The following is a 21640-nucleotide window of genomic DNA, read 5'->3' on the forward strand; positions in this document are numbered from 1 at the left end:
GGAAGAACTGGTGGCTGACTTTGCGGAGAGCGACGGTGGTCGAGCACTGGACGATCCGGTGGTCCTGCGCCGACTCGGCGAGATCGATGTCCGGATCAAGTATCTGGAAGTGCTTTGCCAGCGGGCGATCTCGGCGACACTGCACGGGGGTGACGCACTCGGTTCGGCAAGTCTGGCCAAGACGGTCTGGGGTGAGATCGGACAGGATCTCGCCGCTCTGGCGTTCGACGTGCTGGGAACCCGCGGCGCGCACGGCCGATGGAGCGACTACCGGCTGACATCCCGGTCACTGACCATCGCGGGTGGCACCAGCCAGATCAACAGGAACATCACCGCCCAACGGGTCTTGGGGTTGCCGCGCTCATGAATCTCGAACTGACCGCGGAACAGGTCGCGCTACGTGACACCGTGCGGCGCTTCCTTGCCGAGCGAGCGCCAATTTCCGGACATGTGCGCGCGCTGCTCGATGACCCCACCGGTAGCACGGAGACGGTGTGGCGCGGTCTTGCCGATCTGGGCGCGACGGGGTTGCTGGTCCCGGAGGAGCACGGCGGTGCCGGCATGACCATGGTCGAGGCCGGTGTTGTCGCCGAAGAACTCGGCGCCGCGTTGTACCCGGGGCCCTGGCTGTCCACGGCCGTTGGCGCCGTGCGGCTGTTGACTCGGATTGGCGGCTCGTCGGCGGCCCGGATCCTCACCGAAATTGCCCGGGGAACCACCGTCGCGACTATCGGCCTGTTCGATACCGGCGCGGTCGCGGCGATTGAACGCACCGACGAGGAGACCCCGCGCGTCGTCCTCAAGGGCGAGATCGCCATCGTGCCCGACGCGGCTGCCGCCGACCTTGTGCTGGTCGCTGCGCAAGACCGCGACGGCACCGGGCTTTTCGCGGTCGAGACCGCCAGCGGCGGCATCACCATCACCCCACAACGCGGAATCGACCAGACCCGTAAGCAATTCGAAGTCAAATTCGACGGAGCCGCCACGCGTCGGTTCGGTAGCCTGTCCCCCAGCACCCTCCAGGCCGTGGTCGACGACGTCCTCATCGCGATGGCCGCCGACGCGCTCGGCGCCGCCCGCGCCGTGCTGGCCATGGCCCTCGAATACGCAAAGACACGAAAGCAATTCGGTCAGGCCATCGGCTCGTTTCAGGCGGTTCAACATTTGTGCGTCGATATGTACGAGACGGTCGAGTTGGCTCGCGGCGGGGTGATCCACGCGCTGTGGGCGGCTGACGCCGCGGATCCCGAGGAGCACCACCTGTCCGCGCTGCGCGCGAAGGCTTTCGCAGGCCGGTTGGCTGCCGTGGGTGACACCGCGATCCAGGTGTTCGGCGGCATCGGATACACGTGGGAACACGATGCACACCTCTACCTCAAGCGGTTACTGAGCTGGAGCGAATACGGGGGCGGACCCGATCAGTATCTGACCGAAGTCGGTGCGCGCCTCGCCAAGAAGGGACAGCGGTGATCGATTTTCATGGCCAGGTAGCCATCGTGACCGGCGCTGGGCGCGGCCTGGGCCGCTTGTATGCGCTCGAACTGGCGCGCCGAGGGGCCTCGGTCGTCGTCAACGACCTCGGCGGAACCATGCACGGTGAGGGTGCCGACAGCACCGTCGCCGATCAGGTCGTCGCCGAAATACAAAGTGCCGGTGGCACAGCGGTGGCATCCCACGATTCGGTGGCCAGCCCCGAAGGCGGCGCCGCAATTGTTCAGACGGCCCTGGACACCTTCGGTCGGCTGGACGCCGTCATCAGCAATGCCGGCATCTTCAACAGCATCGCGTTCGAGGAACTATCGGCGGACGACTGGCGTCGCATGCTCGGCGTGCACCTAGACGGCGGGTTCTATCTCAGCCAGCCCGCTTACCGGGTGATGAAAGCGCAAGGCTATGGCCGCTTCGTGTTCGTCTCGTCCTCCGGCGGAATGTTCGGACAACCGTGGGAAGCCCATTACGCGGCCGCCAAGGCCGGGCTGGTGGGGTTATGCAACGTCATCGCCATCGAGGGCGCCGAGCACGGCATTCTCGCCAACACGGTACTGCCGTTTGGCTTTTCGCGCATGGTGACCGAGACAGTCGGGGACCCGGAGGTCTTGGAACGGATCGGCTTCCTGGAGCTGATCAAGCCAGAGTTGGTGGTGCCGATGGTCATCTTCCTCGCCAGCCGGGCGTGCGAGCTCAGCCATCAGAATTTCTCCGCTTGCGCGGGCCGCTTCGCGCGCGTGTTCGTCGGACTTGGCCAGGGCTGGCTCGCCGATGCTGACGGCGCACCGAGTGCGGACGACATCGCGGCCCATCTATCGGCGGTGACAGCGACCGAACCGTTCACGGTGCCTGGTTCGATCTTCGAGGAAGTGTTCGGTGTCTGTGCGCAACGCGGCGTCGAGATAGGGGCGTAATCGTGCACATCGATTACCTGCTCACCGCGACCCGCTCGGCGCGCAGGTCGCTCGACCTGGACGCACCCGTCGACCTCGACGAAATCCGTGACTGCCTGCGCATCGGACTGCAGGCTGCCAATGGCTCCAACCAGCAGACCTGGCGGTGGCTGGTGGTGACCGATCCAGCGTTGCGGGGTGAAATCGCGGAGTTGTACCGGGAAGCTTATCTGCGCCGCGTCGGCGGTCAGTTGCTCGCAGGGATGATGCCCGCTGGCACGCCGGAGACCAGGCTGATGTCGTCGACTGAGTGGCTGGTCGAGAATATGCGCACGGTTCCGGTGCTGGTGGTCCCCTGCTACCAGCCCTACCTGCCCCGCATCGACGGCGACGAGTCGTTCCACCTAGCCACGCTGTATGGATCAATCTTTCCCGCGGTGTGGAACTTTCAACTTGCTTTGCACACCCGGGGCTACGGCACCTGCATCACTACCCTGCACCTGCACCACGAGGCGGCGGTCGCAGAACTGCTCGGCATCCCACCGGGCTACGTCCAGGGTTGCCTGCTGCCAGTCGGCCGCCTTCGGGCCGGGCACACTTTCCGGCCCGCCCGTCGTCTTCCCGTTGACGAGGTAATCTGCATCGACCACTGGCCCGCGCAGTCCGGCTAGGATGAGGCACAGATCCCTACGCAGCGCGTTTGGCACCGTGATGCTGTTAATCTCTAACAAAGATTTGGTTCATCGGGAGGATGTGATTCGCATGTTGCCGAGACTGCGATTCGCCAAGTCCGGCCAGCCATGACCGATAGCGCAACCGAATCCGGAACGCGCCGGACCGAGATCCTCGAGACGGCAGCGACGTTGATCGCCTCCTCCGGACTACGGACCTCGCTGCAGGAGATCGCTGATGCCGCAGGCATTCTCCCGGGCAGCCTCTACCACCACTTCGAATCCAAAGAAGCGATCCTGGTGGAGCTCATCCGCCGCTACCAAGCAGACTTGGAACGCATAGGGCAAAGCGCTCAAGCGAAATTGGACGAGCCGGACTCACGGCCACCGGCCGAACAGATCATCGAGCTGGGGTCCGCGATCGCCAACTGTGCTGTGCGGCATCGCGCGGCCCTGCAGATGTCGTTCTACGAGGGACCGAGCGCAGATCCCGAGTTGATGAAGCTGACCAAACAACGGCCCGTCGCGATCCTGGAGGCGATGCTGCAAACGCTGCGCGCCGCCAGATGGAGCGGCTACATCAAAGCCGAAGTAGACCTCCCGACGCTGGCCGATCGCATTTGCCAGACCATGCTGCAGGTCGGCCTTGATGTAATCCGGCATAACTCCTCTGCCGACCAAGTCGCTACGTTGATGTGCCGAATCATTTTGCAGGGGTTAGCATCTCGCCCCCCAACTGATCGAGCACTGGACCGGTCCCCGGCCTTTGCGGCTGCCAGCGACGTCATCCGAAGCTGGGCCGACGACAGCGAAGCCGACCCCAGCGACAAGGCGGCACACCTGCGCGCGGTGGCGCGAACGGAGTTCGGCCGCAAGGGATATGAAGTCACCACCATCAGGGATATCGCGTCGGCCGCCGGGCTGGGCACCGGCACCGTGTATCGGGTGATCGGATCCAAAGACGAACTGCTGGCGTCGATCATGCGCTCATTCGGTCAGAAGGTCGAAGCGGGATGGGTTGACGTGCTGCGCTCCGAGGCGACGCCGGTCCAGAAGCTGGATGCCCTTAGCTGGGTGAACGTCAATGCGTTGGATCAGTTCTCCGACGAGTTCAGGATTCAGTTGGCCTGGATGCGGCAGTCACCGCCGCGAGACACGGTGAACCCGGGGTGGTCGTACACGACACGGCTGCGTCAGATGAAATCACTGCTTTCCGAAGGCATTCGGTCCAATGAGATCCGCACCGACGCCGCTTCCACGACGATGTTGGCCCGTTGCATCATCGGTATGCAGTGGATCCCGGAGAACATCCTGCGCGACGTGGGCACTCGGGCGTCGCTCATCCTCGCTCGTGACACGGTGTTGCGGGGCACGGCCATTCGCGGTAGGTAGCGACCGCGCGTAGCGTCGAATCCATGGCGCACATCATCGTTATCGGCGGCCACGGCAAGGTCGCACTGCATCTGGCTCGCATCCTGACCGAGCGCGGCGACACCGTCAGCTCAGTATTCCGCAATCCAGACCACGTCGACGACGTCGCGGCTACCGGTGCGACGCCGGTGGTGGCCGACATCGAACAACGCGATACCGACGCCCTGGCCGACCTACTGGCCGGGCACGACGCGGTCGTCTTCTCCGCGGGGGCCGGCGGTGGTGACCCCGCGCGAACCTACGCCGTCGACCGCGATGCTGCGATCCGGGTGATCGACGCCGCCGAGCGGGCGGGCGCCAAGCGGTTCATCATGGTGTCCTATTTCGGCGCCGGACCCAATCACGGTGTATCAGCAGATGATTCATTCTTCGCCTATGCGGAAGCCAAGGGTGCAGCGGATGAGCACTTGCGCGCGAGCGGGCTGGATTGGACGGTGCTGGGGCCGGGCCGGCTCACCTTGGACCCCGGGACCGGCCGGATCGCGATAGGGAAGGCGAAGGGTTCGGTTTCGCGCGAGGATGTCGCGCTGGTGGCGGCGGCCGCACTGCGGGACGACTCGACCATTAGCCGCACCATTGAGTTCAACAACGGCGACGTGCCTATCGAGGAGGCGTTGGTCGGCTGAGCTTAGGCCGATCGCGGTTACCGGCTAAGTACGCGCGCCTTTGCCGCCCTTTCCGCCGGCGCCAGTGGAAGCTGCCGCATGCGGTGAGTCTGACGGCTAGCTCGGCCAGCAGCGTCGTGCCTACCGGGGACCTCTCAGGAGCCGCCGGCCCCGCCGGCACCGCCGTGGTCCCTGCCGCGGTCAGCCCGCCGTTTGCCCCGGCCCCACCAGCACCGCCGTTGCCGATCAATCCCGCCGCGCCCCCGTTGCCGGCGAGCCCGCCTGGCGTGGTTGGCGAATACCCATTGCCGCCATTGCCGTAGAGCAGGCCGCCGGGTCCGCCATCCGGACTTGCCGCGGTCCCATTAGTGCCGTTGCCGATCAGTGGCCGGCCCAGAAGCGCTCGAGCGGGCGCGTTTATTAGATCGAGCGCGTCCTGCTGAACGGTTTGGGCCGCATTGGCTGCCTCGGCGCCGGCGTACGAATTCGCGGCACCGAGGAGGGTCTGCACGAATCGGTCGTGGAACAACGCGGCTTGCGCGTTGAGGGCTTGATAGCTCCGGCCGTGTGCACCGAAGAGGAGCGCAACGGCGGCCGACACTTCGTCGGCACCGGCTGCTGCCAATGCGGTCGTCTGAGCGGCGGCGGCCGAGCTTGCCTGGTCGAGCGCAACACCGATCGCAGTGAGATCTCCTGCTGCACTCAAAAAATGAGCTGGTCCAACTAAAATAAAAGACATGCTTATCTCCTAGGACCCTCGTGCGCCAGAAACGGATGGTAGACCCTCATTGACCAGCTCAGCGCGATTTCGGCTGAATACTTGAGACAAAAATGCTGAGTACACCGGCGCGAAACCGCAGACTGGCTTGTCCGGCGAACAAAGTTCACAACAGACCGGGGCGCCGAGCGGGGAACACCGCTGGAGAATGCCGTGCGGCAACCCTATCTATAGGAAACAGTTCATCCCTAGGACTGTAGGAGACTGTTACACTTTCGCTGCTACCAGCAGGCACGGGATGGGGAAGCATCAGTGGCAACGGACAATGCGACAGCGGCCGACGAGTCACTGGACATGATCACCGATGCATTGATGACGGCTTCCCGGTTGCTGGTGGGCATCTCCGCGCATTCGATTGCTCAGGTCGACGACAGCCTCACCATTCCGCAGTTCCGCACCCTGGTGATCCTGTCCAGTCGGGGTCCCATCAATCTGGCCACGCTGGCGACCCTGCTGGGAGTGCAACCGTCGGCGACCGGTCGGATGGTCGACCGCCTGGTCGGCGCGGGAATGATCGACCGTCTCCCGCATCCGACGTCGCGACGCGAACTGCTCGCCGCCTTGACCAAACGCGGTCGCGACGTGGTTGCGAAGGTGACCGCGAACCGGCGCGCCGAGATAGCCCGCATTGTCGGGCAGATGCCGCAGACCGAACGCCAGGGGCTGGTGCGCGCGCTCACTGCGTTCACCGCCGCCGGCGGTGAGCCCGACGCCCATATCGGGCTCGACGAGATCTAGACGATTGGGCGGTGTTCGGACGCCGCTGAGCACAGACCACTGGGTCGGGGTACCTAGACTGTGCCGGTGCGCATCGTCTTCGCCGGCACTCCCGAACCCGCGCTGCCCGCGCTGCGTCGCCTGATCGAATCGCCCCGTCACGAGGTCATTGCGGTGTTGACCAGGCCCGATGCGGCCTCGGGGCGGCGGGGCAAAGTGGAACCGTCCCCCGTAGCTCGCGAGGCGCTTGATCGTGACATCCCGGTGTTGCGCCCCGCGAAGCCGAATTCCGCGGAATTCGTCGCCGAACTGGCGGAATTGGCGCCGCAGTGCTGCGCGGTGGTGGCCTACGGGGCACTGCTGCGTGAGGGGTTGCTCGGGGTGCCCCCGGACGGTTGGATCAACCTGCACTTCTCGCTGCTGCCCGCCTGGCGCGGCGCGGCGCCGGTACAGGCCGCGATCGCCGCGGGTGACAGGATCACCGGCGCCACCACCTTCCAAATCGAACCAAGCCTGGACTCCGGGCCGGTGTACGGCGTCGTTACCGAGGTCATCCGACCGACCGACACCGCTGGCGATCTGCTTGCGCGCCTTGCTGTTTCGGGTGCGGGGTTGCTGTCGGCCACGTTGGACGGCATCGAAGACCAGACGCTGACGCCACGTCCCCAGCCGCTCGACGGCATCAGCCTGGCGCCCAAGATCAGCGTGGAGCAGGCCAGGGTTCGCTGGGACCTGCCGGCACAGGTGGTTGAGCGACGCATCCGTGCCGTCACGCCCAATCCGGGCGCCTGGACGCTGATCGGCGATATGCGCGTGAAAGTTGGTCCGGTGCAATTAGATTCAGTAGCTGCCGATCCGATGCCGCCCGGCACGATCCGGGTCGACCGCAAGAACGTCTGGATCGGCACAGCCTCAGAACCGGTGCGGCTGGGCGAGATTCAGCCACCCGGCAAGAAAACCATGAACGCTGCCGACTGGGCTCGGGGCGCCCGGTTAGATCCCGCGGTGCGGGCGTCATGAGGCCGGGTCAGGACAAGCCGGACCGGAAGCGGCCGGACCGTAAACCGCCACGGCAGCGGCCGCAGAACCGAGCCCGAGGTCCACATCGCAAACCGCTGGATCCCGCGCGGCGCGCGGCATTCGACGTGCTGCGGGCGGTCAGTGAGCGTGACGCTTATGCCAACCTGGTACTGCCTGCCCTGTTACGCGAGCGTGGAATCGTCGGCCGGGACGCCGCTTTCGCCACCGAACTCACCTATGGAACATGCCGGGCCAGGGGATTGCTCGACGCGGTCATCGGCGCGGCCGCCGGGCGAGCCCCGGAAACCATCGACCCGGTGCTGCTCGATTTGCTTCGGCTGGGCAGCTATCAGTTGCTGCGTACCCGGGTGGACGCACACGCCGCGGTATCCACCACCGTCGACCAGGCCGGAATCGAATTCGATTCGGCACGAGCGGGTTTCGTCAACGGAGTATTGCGCACGATCGCCGGGCGGGACGAGAAAGCCTGGGCGGAGGAACTTGCCCCCCGCAATGATCCGGTCGGGCACGCGGCGTTCGTGCACGCCCACCCGCGGTGGATAGCCCAGGCCTTCACCGACGCGCTCGGCGCCGCAGCCGGGGAATTGGACGCGGCGCTGGCCAGCGGCGATGAACGGCCCCAAGTGCATTTGGCGGCACGCCCCGGCGTGGTCAGCGCCGCCGAACTGGCCGACACGGTCAGTGGCGCGGTGGGTCGTTACTCGCCGCACGCGGTGTATCTGCCGGGTGGTGACCCGGGGCAGCTGGCACCCGTGCGTGACGGGCACGCGTTGGTTCAAGACGAGGGCAGCCAATTGGTGGCGCGCGCACTGACCCTGGCGCCGGTCGACGACGACGCCGGCCGGTGGCTGGACCTGTGCGCCGGCCCGGGCGGCAAGACCGCGTTGTTGGCCGCACTCGGGGCGCAGGCGGGCGCCCGGGTGACCGCTGTTGAGCCGGCTCCGCATCGGGCAGATCTGGTGGTGGAGAACACCCAGGGGCTGCCGGTCGATGTGGTTCGGGTCGACGGCCGGCAGAGCGACCTCGAGCCGGGGTTCGACCGGGTGCTGGTCGACGTGCCCTGCACTGGGTTGGGTGCGCTGCGTCGCCGTCCGGAGTCGCGCTGGCGGCGGCAGCCGTCCGATGTGCCCGCGCTGGCCAAGCTGCAGCGCGAGTTGTTAGGGGCCGCAATCGCGTTGACCCGACCTGGCGGAGTGGTGCTGTACGCGACCTGCTCCCCGCATCTGGCTGAGACCGTCGGTGTGGTCGCCGACGCGCTGCGCCGCCACCCGGTTGAAGCCCTGGATACGCGGCCGCTGTTCGCACCGGTCGAAGATCTCGGACCGGGTCCGTACGTGCAGCTGTGGCCGCACCGACACGGCACCGACGCTATGTTCGCGGCGGCGCTGCGCCGCCAGTAATGTGTCGCTCATGTCTGGTACGGGGGGACCGTTGATAGCGCCGTCGATGCTGGCAGCGGACTTCGGTCGGCTCGCCGACGAAGCCGCCGCCGTGCGCGGTGCCGACTGGTTGCACGTCGATGTGATGGACGGCCACTTCGTGCCGAACCTGACCATTGGACTGCCGGTAGTGGAGAGTCTGTTGACTCACACCGATATCCCAATCGACTGCCATCTGATGATCGAAAACCCGGATCGATGGGCACCGCCGTACGCCGAAGCCGGCGCCTACAACGTCACCTTCCATGCCGAGGCCACCGACAACCCGACCGGGGTGGCTCGCGATATCCGCGCCGCCGGAGCCAAGGCCGGCATCAGCGTCAAGCCCAAGACGCCGCTGGGTCCGTACCTGGACATCCTCCCGCAGTTCGACACCCTGCTCATCATGTCCGTCGAACCCGGCTTCGGCGGTCAGGAATTCATCCCCGAGGTACTCAGCAAGGTGCGTACGGTCCGCAAACTGGTGGATGCGGGGGAGCTCAGGATTCTGGTCGAGATCGACGGCGGAATCAACGAAGAAACCATCGAGCAGGCCGCCGAAGCAGGCGTGGACTGCTTCGTCGCCGGCTCGGCGGTCTACGGCGCCGACGACCCCTCCGCCGCCGTCGAGAAACTGCGCCGCCAGGCCGGCGCGGCCTCACCCCATCTCGGTGGGGCGAAGGCGTGACCAGCGTCGAGCAGGTCAAGAGCATCGAAGAAGCGATGCGCCTGGCTATTGAGCATTCCTATCAAGTCAAAGGCACCACCTACCCGAACCCGCCGGTCGGGGCTGTCATCGTGGACCAGGAGGGCCGGGTCGTCGGAGTCGGCGCCACCCAGCCGGCCGGCGGCGACCACGCCGAAGTCATCGCGTTACGCCGGGCCGGTGGGCTGGCCGCCGGCGGAATCGCCGTGGTGACCATGGAGCCGTGCAACCACTTCGGCAAGACTCCACCGTGCGTGAACGCGCTGATCGAGGCCAGGGTGGGCACGGTGATCTTCGGCGTTGCCGACCCCAACGGCATTGCCGGTGGGGGTGCGGGCCGATTGACGGCGGCGGGCGTGCAGGTGCGGTCGGGCGTCATGGCCGATCACGTGGCCGCCGGCCCGCTCCGGGAATGGCTGCACAAGCAACGTGCCGGCTTGCCGCACGTGACGTGGAAGTACGCCACCAGCATTGACGGCCGCAGCGCCGCCGCCGACGGATCCAGCCAGTGGATCAGCAGCGAGGCCGCCCGGGCGGACCTGCACCGCCGGCGCGCGCTGGCCGACGCGATCATCGTCGGCACCGGGACGGTGCTGGCCGACGACCCGGCGCTGACGGCCCGATTGCCCGACGGTTCGCTGGCTCCGCAGCAACCGCTGCGGGTGGTGGTGGGGAAGCGGGAGATACCGCCGGACGCCAAAGTGCTCAACGACGATTCCCGCACCATGGTGATCCGCACCAACGATCCCGTGGAGGTGCTTCGGGCGTTGGCGGATCGCACTGACGTATTGCTGGAAGGCGGCCCCACGCTGGCCGGAGCGTTCCTGCGGGCCGGGGCGATCAACCGGATCCTGGCCTACGTCGCGCCGATCCTGCTGGGCGGCCCGGTGACGGCCGTCGATGACGTCGGCGTGTCCAGCATGGCCCACGCCCTGCGCTGGCAGTACGACAGCGTCGAGCAGGTGGGACCGGACCTGCTGCTCAGCCTGGTGGCTCGGTAGCCCCGGTCGGCTGCGGTTCGGCGATCGGCGGTTGTTCGGCCGGTTCGTCCTCCTCGTCGGCGTGCTCGCCGCGACTGCTGATCAACAGCCCCAACAAGGCTCCGACCACACAGATCACCACGGTGACCTTGAAGATGTCGCCGTACATCAGGGCGAAAGCCTGCAGGTACATGTGCCCCTGCGCGGTGACGCGTTCCAGGACGCCGGCGTCGGGCGGGATCGATGCCGTCAAGCCCCCCAGGATCTGGTTGAAGCGGTACAACCCCCAGGCGCTCAGCGCCGCCACGCCGATCAACATGCCGGTCATCCTGGCTACCACGACCGCTGCCGAGGCGATCCCGTGCTGGGCCGCCGGGACGACCCGCAGCGCCGCCGACGTCAGCGGGCCGATCACCAGTCCGAGGCCCAACCCGGCCACCAACAGGTCGGTGTGGACGGCGGGCACCGTGAAGAGCCCGAAGATGCTGTGCTGACGGTCCATCAGGTCGGCCCGCCAGTACGAGATCAGCCAGTACCCGCCCGCCGCGATGAGCATTCCGACGAACGCCACCACCCGGTCGCCGACCCTGGTGGCGATCCATCCGCCCAGCACCGCGCCGATGGGCAGCGCGATCAGGAACCACAACAGCAGGCCGGCCGCGCGGTTCTGGTCCATCTGCAGCACACCCTGGCCGAACAATTCGACGTTCACCAGCGTCACCATCAGCGCCGCGCCGGCGCAGACCGAGGTGCCCAGGGCAGACAGGAACGGACGGAAGTGCACACCGGCCGGGTCGATCAGGCGGGTGCGTGCGAACCGCTCCCAGGCGAAGAAGGCGAAGGCGGCGACCACCGCACCGATTACCAGCGGTGGCCCGTAGCTGGGCAGCACCTGCTTGCCGTCCGGGGCAGGGTTGTACAGCCCGATCACCGCCAGACCCAACGCCACGGCCAGCAGCACACCACCCACCAGGTCGATCTTTTCCGGCTGTGCGCTGCGGTCATGCGACGGAAGGCTGAAGTGGATCATCACCATCGCGATCAGCGTCAGTGGAACGTTGATCCAGAACACGTCTCGCCAGTCGTGGAACAGCCAGACGATGAAAATGCCGTACAGCGGCCCCAACACGCTGCCGAGTTCCTGCGCCGCGCCGATGCCGCCGAGCACGCCGGCGCGGTTTCGCTGCGACCACAGGTCGGCGCCCAGCGCTAGCGTGACCGGCAACAACGCGCCGCTGGCGATACCCTGGATCGTGCGACCGACGATCAGCACGTGGAACGCGCGGTTCGGGTCGGGCGTAAGCAGGATGTAGTCGCCCATCTCGAGGTTCCACTCGCCGAGCTTCACCGAGAGCGCGGTCACCACCGAGCCGACGATGAACATGATCAGGCTGGCCTGCAGTACGAACTTACGACCGAACCGGTCCGAGGCCCGGCCGAGCAGTGGCATGGCCGCGATGTACCCCAGCAGGTACATCGTGACAATCCAGGTGATTCGCTGCAGCTGGTTCACCGGGATGCCGACACTGTTCATGATGTCGCGCATGATCGTGACGACGACATAGGTGTCCAGAGCGCCCAGCAGCACCGCTAGGCTGCCGGCGCTGATCGCGACTCGGCGTCCTGTTCGCATGGTGGCCATCAGCTGACCGGAGGCTTGCTGACCTGTACTGACTGGCCCCAGTTGGACAAATTCATCTGGACCGAGTTACCGGTCCCGCGCTCGAGCTGGGCCTGCACCAACTGGTGGTCCCCGGTCTCCTGAATCCACACTTTGGCCGGCACCGGGTCCGACGCGCTGAACGGCGGCGCGATCGCATTCACAGCCTGGGCGGTGACTTTCCCACTGATGCGGATGGTGGTCTGGCCGTTGATGTTTTCCCGGCCTTCGGCCTTCGGTTCGGTGAAGTTCGCCAGCACATTGGCCAGGCCCTTGTCCGGGCTGAGGATCTGCGAGACGTCGTAGACGTCGGATGCCTTGCCGAAATCGGTCCACTTGTTCGGGGTGAGGGTGGCGTACAGGATGCCGTCGAACACGACGAAGTCGGCGTCGATGTCAGATCCGGCGAACGTGAGCTTGACGTTGCCCTTGGCCGCGGTCGGTTCGGTGTTGAGGTCACCGGTCAGTGTCTTGATCGACAGGCCTGGGATCTTGCCGTTCACCGTCAGAACTATGTGCGCGCTCTTGACGCCCTTGGTGGTCTCGGTCGACTGCTTGACCAACGTCGCAGCGTCGGGCAACGGCCCGCTACTACTCTTCTTGCTGATCGAGCACCCGGCGATGAGCGTCATCGCGACGCACAGCGCGGCAAGTACAGCGAAAAGGCGGCGGGGTTTTTGCATACCCAGCATCGTAGAGGGTGGCTGAGACTGCTCCCGGGAGCGAGGCGGGTGCAGCTGCACCTCAACACTCATTAACCTGGTGCGATGTTCACCGGAATTGTCGAGGAACTCGGAGAAGTGACGGGTCGGGATCCGCTGGCAGACGCCGCACGGCTGGTGATCCGCGGCCCCGTCGTCACCTCCGATGCCGGGCATGGTGACTCGATCGCCGTCAACGGGGTGTGCCTGACGGTCGTCGAAGTGCTGCCCGACGGCCAGTTCACCGCCGATGTCATGGCCGAGACGCTGGACCGGTCCAATCTGGGTCAGCTCCGGCCCGGCAGCCGGGTGAATCTGGAGCGCGCCGCCGCACTCAACAGTCGCTTGGGCGGGCACATCGTGCAGGGCCACGTCGATGGCACCGGTGAAATCGTCTCCCGCGCGCCCTCCGAGCACTGGGAGGTGGTGCGGGTCCGCATGCCCGCAACTGTGGCCCACTACGTCGTCGAAAAGGGTTCGATCACCGTCGACGGGATCTCACTGACCGTCTCGGGGCTGGGCGCGGACCCCTATCACTGGTTCGAGGTCTCCCTGATCCCTACGACGCGCGAATTGACCACGCTGGGCACCGCACCGGTGGGCACCCAGGTGAACCTGGAAGTGGACGTGATCGCGAAATACGTCGAGCGGTTGCTGCAACGCGAGGGTGGGGCCCACAGCGGTTGAGCCCGCCGGGGTAGGGCGGCCCGGCTTGAGACGATCCCTTCGCAGTACCAATAGAGCAGGTCATCGAGGCTGCCCGTCCGGTCGAAGCCGAGTTCGCCGCGTTCATAGAAGGTGAAGTGATAGGTGCCGTCGTCTGCCAGGTAGACGTTGAGACCGTCATTAGTCCTCAGTCCCACCTGAATCGGACGGACTCCCAACTGGTCGGAAATTCGGTCGATCTCGGCTTGCAGGTCGGGGGATTGATCGTGTGGATTGCGGGCCATAGCCGCGGGATTCTGCCATTGCGGGGCGAACAAGTGGGATCGCTCACAATTCTGCTGGGCCATGCCGCGGAAAATGCAGGCTGAGCTGCCATCGCAATAACTGACGTCGCGCGGTGGTTCATACTAGGTGCAGGTAGCGGGTCTCATAGCAAGGTGACAACGATGACGAGGTTGGACTCCGTCGAACGGGCGGTTGCCGACATTGCGGCGGGGAAAGCCGTCGTAGTCATCGACGACGAGGATCGCGAGAACGAAGGCGATCTGATCTTTGCGGCCGAGAAGGCCACGCCCGAATTGGTCGCTTTCATGGTCCGATACACCTCGGGATATCTGTGTGTCCCGCTGTCCGGTGAAATCTGCGACCGGTTGGGCCTATTGCCGATGTACGCGGTGAACCAGGACAAGCACGGAACTGCCTACACCGTCACCGTCGATGCGAGAAATGGTGTGGGCACCGGGATTTCGGCTTCTGATCGGGCCACCACGATGCGGTTGCTGGCCGATCCGGCAAGTATCGCAGAGGATTTCACCCGTCCGGGTCACGTCGTTCCTTTGCGGGCGAAAGACGGTGGCGTCTTGCGACGCCCCGGACACACTGAGGCCGCCGTTGATCTGGCCCGAATGGCGGGACTGCAACCCGCCGGAGCGATCTGCGAAATCGTCAGTCAAAAAGACGAGGGTTCGATGGCCCAGACCGACGAACTGCGGGTCTTCGCCGACGAACACCAGCTGGCATTGATCACCATCGCCGACCTGATCGAGTGGCGGCGCAAGCACGAGAAGCACATTCAGCGCATCGCCGAGGCACGGATTCCTACCCGGCACGGTCAGTTCCGGGCAATCGGCTACGCCAGCATCTACGAAGACGTCGAACACGTCGCGCTGGTCCGTGGTGACATCTCCGGACCCACCGCCGAGGGTGACGACGTGCTGGTCCGGGTGCACTCCGAGTGCCTGACCGGTGATGTGTTCGGGTCGCGCCGCTGCGACTGCGGGCCGCAGCTGGATGCCGCGATGGCCATGGTGGCCCGCGAGGGACGCGGCGTGGTGCTCTACATGCGCGGTCACGAAGGCCGCGGCATCGGCCTGATGCACAAGCTGCAGGCCTACCAGTTGCAGGACGCCGGTGAAGACACCGTCGATGCGAACCTCAAGCTCGGGTTACCTGCCGACGCAAGGGATTACGGCATTGGCGCCCAGATTCTGGTGGATCTCGGCGTGCGGTCGATGCGGCTGCTGACGAACAACCCGGCCAAACGGGTCGGCCTGGACGGATACGGGTTGCACATCATCGAGCGAGTGCCATTGCCGGTGCGGGCCAACGCCGAAAACATTCGCTATCTGATGACCAAGCGCGACAAGATGGGCCACGACCTGGCTGGTTTGGATGATTTCCACGAATCCGTGCACCTGCCCGGTGAATTCGGCGGTGCGCTGTGAGCGCCGATGCAGAGCGGTAGCGATGGGGAGGAACGGCGCAGATGAGTGCGCGCCGGTGACAATGCAGAGCGGTAGCGATGAGGAGGAACGGCGCAGATGAGTGCGCGCTGGTGACGATGCAGAGCGGTAGCGATGGGGAGGAACGGCGCAGATGAGTGCGCGCCGGTGACGATGCAGAGCGGTAGCGATGAGGAGGAACGGCGCAAATGAGTGGTGGTGCCGGCGTGCCGGACATGCCCGCGGTAGATGCGGCGGATGTCCGGCTTGCGATTGTCGCCAGCACCTGGCACACCGAAATCTGCGATGCGCTGTTGGCCGGAGCCCGCAAGGTGGCGACCGATTCCGGTGTCGGCAGTCCGACGGTGGTGCGGGTGCTGGGGGCCATTGAGATCCCCGTGGTCGCCCAGGAGCTGGCTCGCAGCCACGATGCCGTAGTGGCGCTGGGCGTCGTAATACGCGGACAGACACCGCATTTCGATTATGTCTGCGATGCGGTGACGCAAGGTCTGACGCGCGTTTCGCTGGATGCCGCAACGCCGGTGGCCAACGGGGTGCTGACCACCAACACCGAGGCGCAGGCGTTGGATCGCGCCGGGCTGCCGTCGTCGGCCGAGGACAAAGGCGCCCAGGCGGCCGCGGCGGCCCTGTCGACCGCCCTGACCCTGCGCAGGCTGCGCGCGCAATCGTGATGACCGCACCCGAAACCGAGAAATGGGACCTGGTCTGCCGTCCCCGGCTGACGCCGATGTTCGCCTACGTCGCGGCCTTCCTCATCCTCGCGGCACACATCGTGGTCGGTTTGCTGCTGAAAACCGGGTCCACCGGGGTGGTCTTCCAGACGGCCGACCAGGTGGCGATGGCCGTGCTGGGCGTGGTGCTGTCCGGTGCGGTGCTGTTGCTGACCAGGCCGCGGCTACGCGTCGGGGCGGCTGGCGTTTCGGTGCGGAACCTGCTGGGTGACAGGCTGATCCGCTGGCCGGAGCTGGTCGGTGTGTCCTTCCCGGCGGGCAGCCGCTGGGCCAGAGTCGACTTGCCCGACGACGAGTACATCCCGGTGATGGCGATCCAGGCAGTGGACAAGGAACGCGCGGTAGACGCGATGGACGCCGTCCGGGAGCAACTGGCGCGGTACCGGCCCGACCTGTTCACCCGCTGATGCGCCTGCTGCGGACGAGCACCGTGCCGGCCACCCGTCCATTTATCGCCGCCCGCGACGACCACTAGCCTGGTTACGTGCCAGATCCCGCCACCTACCGCCCCGCGCCCGGGTCCATCCCGGTTGAACCGGGCGTGTACCGGTTCCGGGATAGCTACGGGCGGGTCATCTATGTAGGTAAAGCCAAGAGTCTCCGCAGCCGATTGACGTCGTACTTCGCCGACACCGCCAGCCTGCATCCGCGCACCCGGCAGATGGTGACCACTGCCGCCAAGGTCGAGTGGACGGTGGTCAATACCGAGGTCGAAGCGCTGCAGCTGGAGTACAACTGGATCAAGGAATTCGATCCGCGCTTCAACGTTCGCTACCGCGACGACAAGTCGTACCCGGTGCTTGCGGTCACCCTCAACGAAGAATTTCCCCGGCTCATGGTCTATCGCGGGCCGCGGCGCAAAGGGGTGCGGTATTTCGGCCCGTACTCGCACGCATGGGCGATCCGGGAGACGCTGGACCTGCTCACCCGGGTGTTTCCGGCCCGCACCTGTTCGGCCGGAGTGTTCAAGCGGCACAACCAGATCGACCGCCCGTGTCTGCTCGGGTACATCGACAAGTGTTCGGCGCCGTGCGTGGGCAGGGTGAGCGCGGACCAGCATCGGCAGATCGTGATGGACTTCTGCGATTTCCTGTCCGGCAAAACCGACCGGTTTGCCCGCGAGCTGGAACAGCAGATGCACGCGGCCTCGGACGCGCTGGACTTCGAGCGGGCCGCCCGGCTGCGCGACGACCTGGGCGCGCTGAAACGGGCCATGGAAAAGCAGGCCGTGGTGTTCGGCGACGGCACGGACGCCGACGTGGTGGCGTTCGCCGACGACGATCTCGAGGCGGCCGTCCAGGTCTTCCACGTCCGCGGCGGACGAGTTCGGGGCCAGCGGGGCTGGATCGTGGAGAAGTCCGCAGACCCCGGCGACACCGGGGCCGAGCAACTGGTAGAGCAGTTCCTTACCCAGTTTTATGGGGAGCAGGCCGAATTGGGTGGCGCGGCAGACGAATCCGTGAACCCCGTGCCGCGTGACGTGCTGGTGCCGTGTCTGCCGTCCAACCACGACGAGCTGACTAGTTGGCTCTCCAGCCTGCGCGGTTCCAAGGTGTCGCTGCGGGTGGCGCGCCGCGGCGACAAGCGGGCCCTGGCCGAGACCGTGCAGCGCAATGCCAAAGATGCTCTCCAGCAACACAAATTGAAGCGAGCCGGTGACTTCAACGCCAGATCGGCTGCTTTGCAGAACATTCAGGATGCCCTCGGCCTGGCCGAGGCCCCGCTGCGGATCGAGTGTGTCGACATCAGTCATGTGCAGGGCACCGACGTTGTCGGCTCGCTGGTGGTCTTCGAGGACGGCTTACCGCGCAAATCGGATTACCGGCACTTCGGGATCCGGGAAGCGGCGGGGGAGGGGCGCTCGGATGACGTGGCCTCGATCGCCGAAGTGACCCGGCGCCGGTTCTGGCGGCATTTGAACGAACAGAAGGACCCGAATCTGCTGACCGCGGAAGGGAAATCGCGCCGGTTCGCGTATCCGCCCAACCTCTACGTCGTCGACGGCGGTGCGCCACAGGTCAACGCGGCCAGCGCGGTGCTCGAAGAATTGGGCATCACCGACGTCGCCGTGATCGGCTTGGCCAAGCGGCTGGAAGAGATCTGGGTTCCGTCGGAGCCCGATCCGATCATCATGCCGCGCAACAGCGAAGGGCTGTATCTGTTGCAGCGGGTGCGCGACGAAGCGCACCGATTTGCGATCGCCTACCATCGCAGCAAGCGATCCAAGCGGATGACGGCGTCGGCCCTGGACTCCGTACCGGGACTGGGCGAGCACCGGCGCAAGGCGTTGGTCACCCACTTCGGTTCAATAGCTCGCCTCAAGGAGGCCACCGTCGACCAGATCACCGCCGTACCCGGCATCGGTGTGGCCACCGCGACCGCCGTTTTGGAGGCACTCCAGCCGGCATCGCCGTCGGAGTCCACGGGAGCTGCGGAATGACGAACGCGGATGTCCCTGCCGGTATCGATGTCGTTCTGGTGACCGGGCTGTCGGGCGCGGGGCGAGGTACCGCCGCCAAGGTCCTCGAGGACCTGGGTTGGTATGTGGCGGACAATTTGCCTCCCCAATTGATCACGCGCATGGTCGATTTCGGGTTGGCCGCCGGGTCGCGGATCACCCAGCTCGCGGTGGTGATGGATGTCCGGTCGCGCGGCTTCACCGGCGATCTGGACGAGGTGCGCAACGAATTGGCCACCCGCAACATCAGGCCGCGGGTGGTGTTCATGGAGGCATCCGACGACATGCTGGTGCGCCGCTACGAACAGAATCGGCGCAGCCATCCGCTGCAGGGCGAGCAGACATTGGCCGAAGGCATCGCCGCCGAGCGCCGCATGCTCGCGCAGGTGCGCGCGACCGCGGACCTGATCATCGACACCTCGACCTTGTCGGTGCGGAGTCTGCGGGAAAGCATCGAGCGGGCGTTCGGCAGTACGGGCGGCCCGACCACCAGCGTCACCGTGGAGTCCTTCGGCTTCAAGTACGGGTTGCCGATGGACGCCGACATGGTGATGGATGTGCGGTTTCTGCCCAACCCGCACTGGGTGGACGAGTTGCGCCCGCTGACCGGTCAGCACGGTCCAGTGCGTGACTACGTCCTGAGCCAGCCCGGCGCGGGCGACTTCCTCGAGACCTACCATCGGTTGCTGTTGCTGGTTCTGGAGGGCTACCGGCGGGAGGGGAAGCGGTACATGACGGTGGCTATCGGGTGTACCGGCGGCAAGCACCGCAGCGTGGCGATCGCCGAAGCGTTGATGGCACTGCTGCGGTCCGATCCTCAATTGACGGTTCGCGCCCTGCACCGGGATCTGGGTCGCGAATGAGCGCGCCGCTGAATCAAAGCATTGTCGCACTGGGTGGCGGACACGGCTTGTATGCGACGCTGTCGGCGGCCCGCCGGTTGACGCCCTACGTGACCGCCATCGTGACCGTCGCCGACGACGGCGGGTCCTCGGGCCGGCTGCGCAGCGAATTGGATGTGGTGCCGCCGGGTGATCTTCGGATGGCGTTGGCCGCGTTGGCATCTGATAGTCCTTACGGGCGGTTGTGGGCGACCATCCTGCAGCATCGCTTCGGCGGCAACGGCGCCCTGGCCGGGCATCCGATCGGGAACCTGCTGTTGGCCGGTCTGTCCGAGGTGCTGGCCGATCCGGTGGCGGCTCTGGATGAGATCGGACGCATCCTGGGCGTCAAGGGCCGGGTGCTGCCGATGTGTCCCATCGCTTTGCAGATCGAGGCCGACGTCTCTGGGCTGGAGTCCGATCCGCGGATGTTCCGCGTGCTCTGCGGTCAGGTCGCGATCGCCTCGACTCCGGGCAAGGTGCGCCGGGTGCGCCTGCTGCCGGCTGATCCGCCGGCCACCCGGCAGGCCGTCGACGCGATCCTGTCCGCCGATCTGGTGGTACTGGGACCGGGTTCCTGGTTCACCAGCGTGATTCCCCACGTCCTGGTGCCGGGACTGGTCGAGGCCCTGCAGGCCACTGCCGCGCGCCGGGCGCTGGTGCTCAACCTGGTGGCCGAACCCGGCGAGACGGCGGGATTCTCGGTGGAACGTCACCTTCATGTGCTGGCCCAGCACGCCCCCGGGTTCACCGTCGACGACATCATCATCGACTCCGAACGAGTGCCCAGCGATCGGGAGCGGGACCAACTGCGGCGCACCGCAACCCTGCTACAGGCCGAGGTCCACTTCGCCGACGTCGCCCGACCTGGTACACCTTTACATGACCCGGGCAAGCTGGCGGCAGTCCTGGAAGCGGTGCGGGTAAGTGCTGGGAGTTCGGCAGTGCCCCCGGTGACTGCCTCTGGGGGGATACCGACCGACGGTCGGCCGCAACAGACCGGCGTGCAGGGAGCGGGCGGCAAAGGAGGTGACGACGCGTGGCGATGACGACCGAAGTCAAGGACGAGTTGAGCCGTCTGGTAGTCAAGTCGGTCAGCGCGCGCCGAGCGGAAGTCACGTCCCTGCTGCGCTTCGCCGGCGGGTTGCACATCGTGGCCGGCCGCGTGGTAGTCGAGGCCGAGGTGGATCTCGGCAGCATCGCGCGCCGGTTGCGCAAGGACATCTTCGACCTTTACGGCTACAACGCGGTGGTGCATGTGTTGTCGGCCAGCGGGATTCGCAAGAACACCCGGTATGTGCTGCGGGTAGCCAGCGACGGTGAAGCGTTGGCACGCCAGACCGGTCTGCTGGACATGCGGGGCCGTCCGGTGCGGGGCCTGCCCGCACAGGTGGTCGGCGGCAGCGTCGCGGACGCCGAAGCCGCGTGGCGCGGGGCATTCCTGGCGCACGGGTCGTTGACCGAACCGGGCCGTTCCTCGGCCCTCGAAGTCAGCTGCCCCGGGCCCGAGGCCGCGTTGGCGCTCGTCGGTGCGGCACGACGGCTCGGTGTCAGCGCCAAGGCACGGGAGGTGCGGGGTGCCGACCGCGTGGTGGTGCGCGACGGCGAGGCAATCGGTGCGTTGCTGACCCGGATGGGCGCCCAGGACACCCGGCTGATCTGGGAAGAGCGCCGCTTGCGGCGCGAGGTCCGGGCTACCGCCAATCGGCTGGCCAATTTCGACGATGCCAACCTGCGCCGCTCGGCCCGCGCGGCGGTGGCAGCTGCTGCCAGGGTGGAAAGGGCGTTGGAAATACTGGGCGAGACCGTGCCCGAGCACTTGGCCACGGCTGGCCGCCTGCGTGTCGAGCACCGGCAGGCGTCGCTGGAGGAACTCGGTCGGCTGGCTGATCCGCCGATGACGAAAGACGCTGTGGCAGGGCGTATTCGGCGGTTGCTCTCGATGGCTGACCGCAAGGCGAAAGTGGACGGAATCCCCGACACCGAGTCGGCCGTGACTCCGGATCTGCTCGAGGACGCCTGAGTAGCTGACCGCGAGCCGAACCTGGCCGCGATATCGGGAGCCCGTTCTCG

Annotated in this window: 21 protein-coding genes and 1 pseudogene; 19 read left to right on the forward strand and 3 right to left on the reverse strand. The window is 66.2% G+C overall.

All coding sequences use genetic code 11. The features are described from left to right. The 6 genes from A5636_RS20775 to A5636_RS20800 form a co-directional block, all read left to right on the forward strand. The coding region (locus A5636_RS20775) for an acyl-CoA dehydrogenase family protein (RefSeq protein ID WP_301336733.1) at positions 1–367 on the forward strand (367 nt) is incomplete at its 5' end. Next, positions 364–1470: an acyl-CoA dehydrogenase family protein gene (locus tag A5636_RS20780; protein WP_065160522.1), complete on the forward strand. Its 1107-nt coding sequence runs from the start codon at positions 364–366 to the stop codon at positions 1468–1470. The genes A5636_RS20775 and A5636_RS20780, both read left to right, overlap by 4 nt. Then, on the forward strand, positions 1467–2402 hold the full coding sequence (locus tag A5636_RS20785) for an SDR family NAD(P)-dependent oxidoreductase (protein ID WP_065160523.1): 936 nt from the start codon (positions 1467–1469) through the stop codon (positions 2400–2402). Before A5636_RS20780 ends, A5636_RS20785 begins: the two co-directional genes overlap by 4 nt. Before the next feature lie 2 nt (positions 2403–2404). Beyond that, positions 2405–3052 carry a nitroreductase family protein gene (locus tag A5636_RS20790; protein WP_065160524.1) on the forward strand — a complete coding sequence of 216 codons (648 nt, stop codon included), beginning with the start codon at positions 2405–2407 and terminating at the stop codon, positions 3050–3052. 129 nt (positions 3053–3181) lie between these two features. After that, positions 3182–4444 carry a TetR/AcrR family transcriptional regulator gene (locus A5636_RS20795; RefSeq protein WP_065160525.1) on the forward strand — a complete coding sequence of 421 codons (1263 nt, stop codon included), beginning with the start codon at positions 3182–3184 and terminating at the stop codon, positions 4442–4444. A 23-nt stretch (positions 4445–4467) separates the two neighbouring features. Further along, positions 4468–5109, forward strand: a complete 642-nt coding sequence (locus A5636_RS20800) for an SDR family oxidoreductase (RefSeq protein ID WP_065160526.1) — start codon at positions 4468–4470, stop codon at positions 5107–5109. Positions 5110–5252: 143 nt separating this feature from the next. Here the strand turns inward: A5636_RS20800 and A5636_RS20805 are convergent. Further along, a pseudogene (locus tag A5636_RS20805) lies at positions 5253–5827 on the reverse strand (PE family protein); the annotation flags it as partial. 333 nt (positions 5828–6160) lie between these two features. Here A5636_RS20805 and A5636_RS20810 point away from each other — a divergent pair. The 5 genes from A5636_RS20810 to ribD all read left to right on the forward strand — a co-directional run bounded on the left by A5636_RS20810 (position 6161) and on the right by ribD (position 10749). Continuing rightward, entirely contained in the window at positions 6161–6604 is a 444-nt protein-coding gene (locus A5636_RS20810; RefSeq protein WP_155763932.1) for a MarR family winged helix-turn-helix transcriptional regulator, read from the forward strand. 66 nt (positions 6605–6670) lie between these two features. Continuing rightward, complete coding sequence (fmt, locus tag A5636_RS20815) at positions 6671–7603, forward strand: methionyl-tRNA formyltransferase (RefSeq protein ID WP_065160592.1); 933 nt, start codon at positions 6671–6673, stop codon at positions 7601–7603. Beyond that, a complete protein-coding gene (locus A5636_RS20820) occupies positions 7600–9024 on the forward strand; it encodes an RsmB/NOP family class I SAM-dependent RNA methyltransferase (RefSeq protein ID WP_065160529.1) in 1425 nt (474 codons plus the stop codon). Before fmt ends, A5636_RS20820 begins: the two co-directional genes overlap by 4 nt. 1 nt (position 9025) lies before the next feature. Beyond that, entirely contained in the window at positions 9026–9730 is a 705-nt protein-coding gene (rpe, locus tag A5636_RS20825; RefSeq protein ID WP_155763928.1) for a ribulose-phosphate 3-epimerase, read from the forward strand. Beyond that, positions 9727–10749, forward strand: a complete 1023-nt coding sequence (gene ribD, locus A5636_RS20830; protein ID WP_301336734.1) for a bifunctional diaminohydroxyphosphoribosylaminopyrimidine deaminase/5-amino-6-(5-phosphoribosylamino)uracil reductase RibD — start codon at positions 9727–9729, stop codon at positions 10747–10749. The genes rpe and ribD overlap by 4 nt, the downstream gene beginning before the upstream one ends. Here the strand turns inward: ribD and A5636_RS20835 are convergent. Next, entirely contained in the window at positions 10730–12361 is a 1632-nt protein-coding gene (locus tag A5636_RS20835; RefSeq protein WP_155763933.1) for an MFS transporter, read from the reverse strand. The genes ribD and A5636_RS20835 overlap by 20 nt on opposite strands. Positions 12362–12369: 8 nt before the next feature. Continuing rightward, the gene (locus tag A5636_RS20840; protein ID WP_065160594.1) at positions 12370–13071 is read right to left on the reverse strand and encodes an LppX_LprAFG lipoprotein; all 702 of its coding nucleotides are present in this window, start codon (positions 13069–13071) and stop codon (positions 12370–12372) included. Positions 13072–13155: 84 nt separating this feature from the next. On the opposite strand from A5636_RS20840, the gene A5636_RS20845 reads away from it, so the two are divergent. From A5636_RS20845 to whiA, 8 genes are all read left to right on the forward strand, one after another. Continuing rightward, complete coding sequence (locus A5636_RS20845) at positions 13156–13776, forward strand: riboflavin synthase (RefSeq protein ID WP_065160531.1); 621 nt, start codon at positions 13156–13158, stop codon at positions 13774–13776. A gap of 425 nt (positions 13777–14201) precedes the next feature. Next, on the forward strand, positions 14202–15479 hold the full coding sequence (locus A5636_RS20855; protein WP_065160533.1) for a bifunctional 3,4-dihydroxy-2-butanone-4-phosphate synthase/GTP cyclohydrolase II: 1278 nt from the start codon (positions 14202–14204) through the stop codon (positions 15477–15479). A gap of 206 nt (positions 15480–15685) precedes the next feature. Then, complete coding sequence (gene ribH / locus A5636_RS20860; protein WP_065160534.1) at positions 15686–16168, forward strand: 6,7-dimethyl-8-ribityllumazine synthase; 483 nt, start codon at positions 15686–15688, stop codon at positions 16166–16168. Further along, positions 16168–16635 (forward strand): PH domain-containing protein, encoded by a 468-nt coding sequence (locus tag A5636_RS20865; RefSeq protein WP_065160596.1) that lies wholly within the window; start codon positions 16168–16170, stop codon positions 16633–16635. Before ribH ends, A5636_RS20865 begins: the two co-directional genes overlap by 1 nt. Before the next feature lie 77 nt (positions 16636–16712). Then, positions 16713–18668 carry an excinuclease ABC subunit UvrC gene (gene uvrC, locus A5636_RS20870; RefSeq protein ID WP_065160535.1) on the forward strand — a complete coding sequence of 652 codons (1956 nt, stop codon included), beginning with the start codon at positions 16713–16715 and terminating at the stop codon, positions 18666–18668. Next, complete coding sequence (gene rapZ, locus A5636_RS20875; protein ID WP_065160536.1) at positions 18665–19549, forward strand: RNase adapter RapZ; 885 nt, start codon at positions 18665–18667, stop codon at positions 19547–19549. Before uvrC ends, rapZ begins: the two co-directional genes overlap by 4 nt. Positions 19550–19557: 8 nt before the next feature. Continuing rightward, positions 19558–20616, forward strand: a complete 1059-nt coding sequence (locus tag A5636_RS20880) for a YvcK family protein (protein ID WP_253900658.1) — start codon at positions 19558–19560, stop codon at positions 20614–20616. Beyond that, the gene (gene whiA, locus A5636_RS20885; RefSeq protein WP_081287914.1) at positions 20613–21590 is read left to right on the forward strand and encodes a DNA-binding protein WhiA; all 978 of its coding nucleotides are present in this window, start codon (positions 20613–20615) and stop codon (positions 21588–21590) included. Before A5636_RS20880 ends, whiA begins: the two co-directional genes overlap by 4 nt. Positions 21591–21640 lie beyond the last annotated feature (50 nt).

Source organism: Mycobacterium asiaticum, assembly GCF_001673315.1.
In the GTDB taxonomy this organism is placed as follows: domain Bacteria; phylum Actinomycetota; class Actinomycetes; order Mycobacteriales; family Mycobacteriaceae; genus Mycobacterium; species Mycobacterium asiaticum_B.